The organism is Gilvimarinus sp. 1_MG-2023 (assembly GCF_030548285.1).
In genome coordinates, this window is the sequence record NZ_JAUOSC010000455.1 from 1 (window position 1) to 344 (window position 344).

1 protein-coding gene is annotated in these 344 nt (G+C 36.6%); it reads right to left on the reverse strand.

Annotated elements, in window-relative coordinates:
• Positions 1-317, reverse strand: a 317-nt coding sequence (locus Q4563_RS17610) for an aminotransferase class I/II-fold pyridoxal phosphate-dependent enzyme (RefSeq protein WP_303605420.1), incomplete at its 3' end; no start/stop codon positions are given.
• Positions 318-344: the final 27 nt, after the last annotated feature.

The window sequence follows — 344 nt, forward strand, 5'->3', positions numbered from 1 at the left end:
TCCATAGAATAAACGGTTTCGATAGAAATATAAACCTGTCTGGTATTCTCTTTAAAACGGAGGATTTTAGTCTCTAAATCGTAAATATCATTGTGTTTAAATTTGTAGGAATTAGCAGCGCTCAATCTAATTCCATCTCTAACAGAGGCATGAATCAATTCATCAAAAAGCAATACATCGTTCTTTTGCAGTACAGACGAAAACAAACCTACATTGGCATCGTAACCAGAATTGAACAACAAGCCCGATTCTGCTTTATGAAAACGAGCCAACTCGGACTCTACTTCTATATGCAAAGAATGCGTACCAGAAATCAATCTAGACCCCGTACTTCCGTTTATATC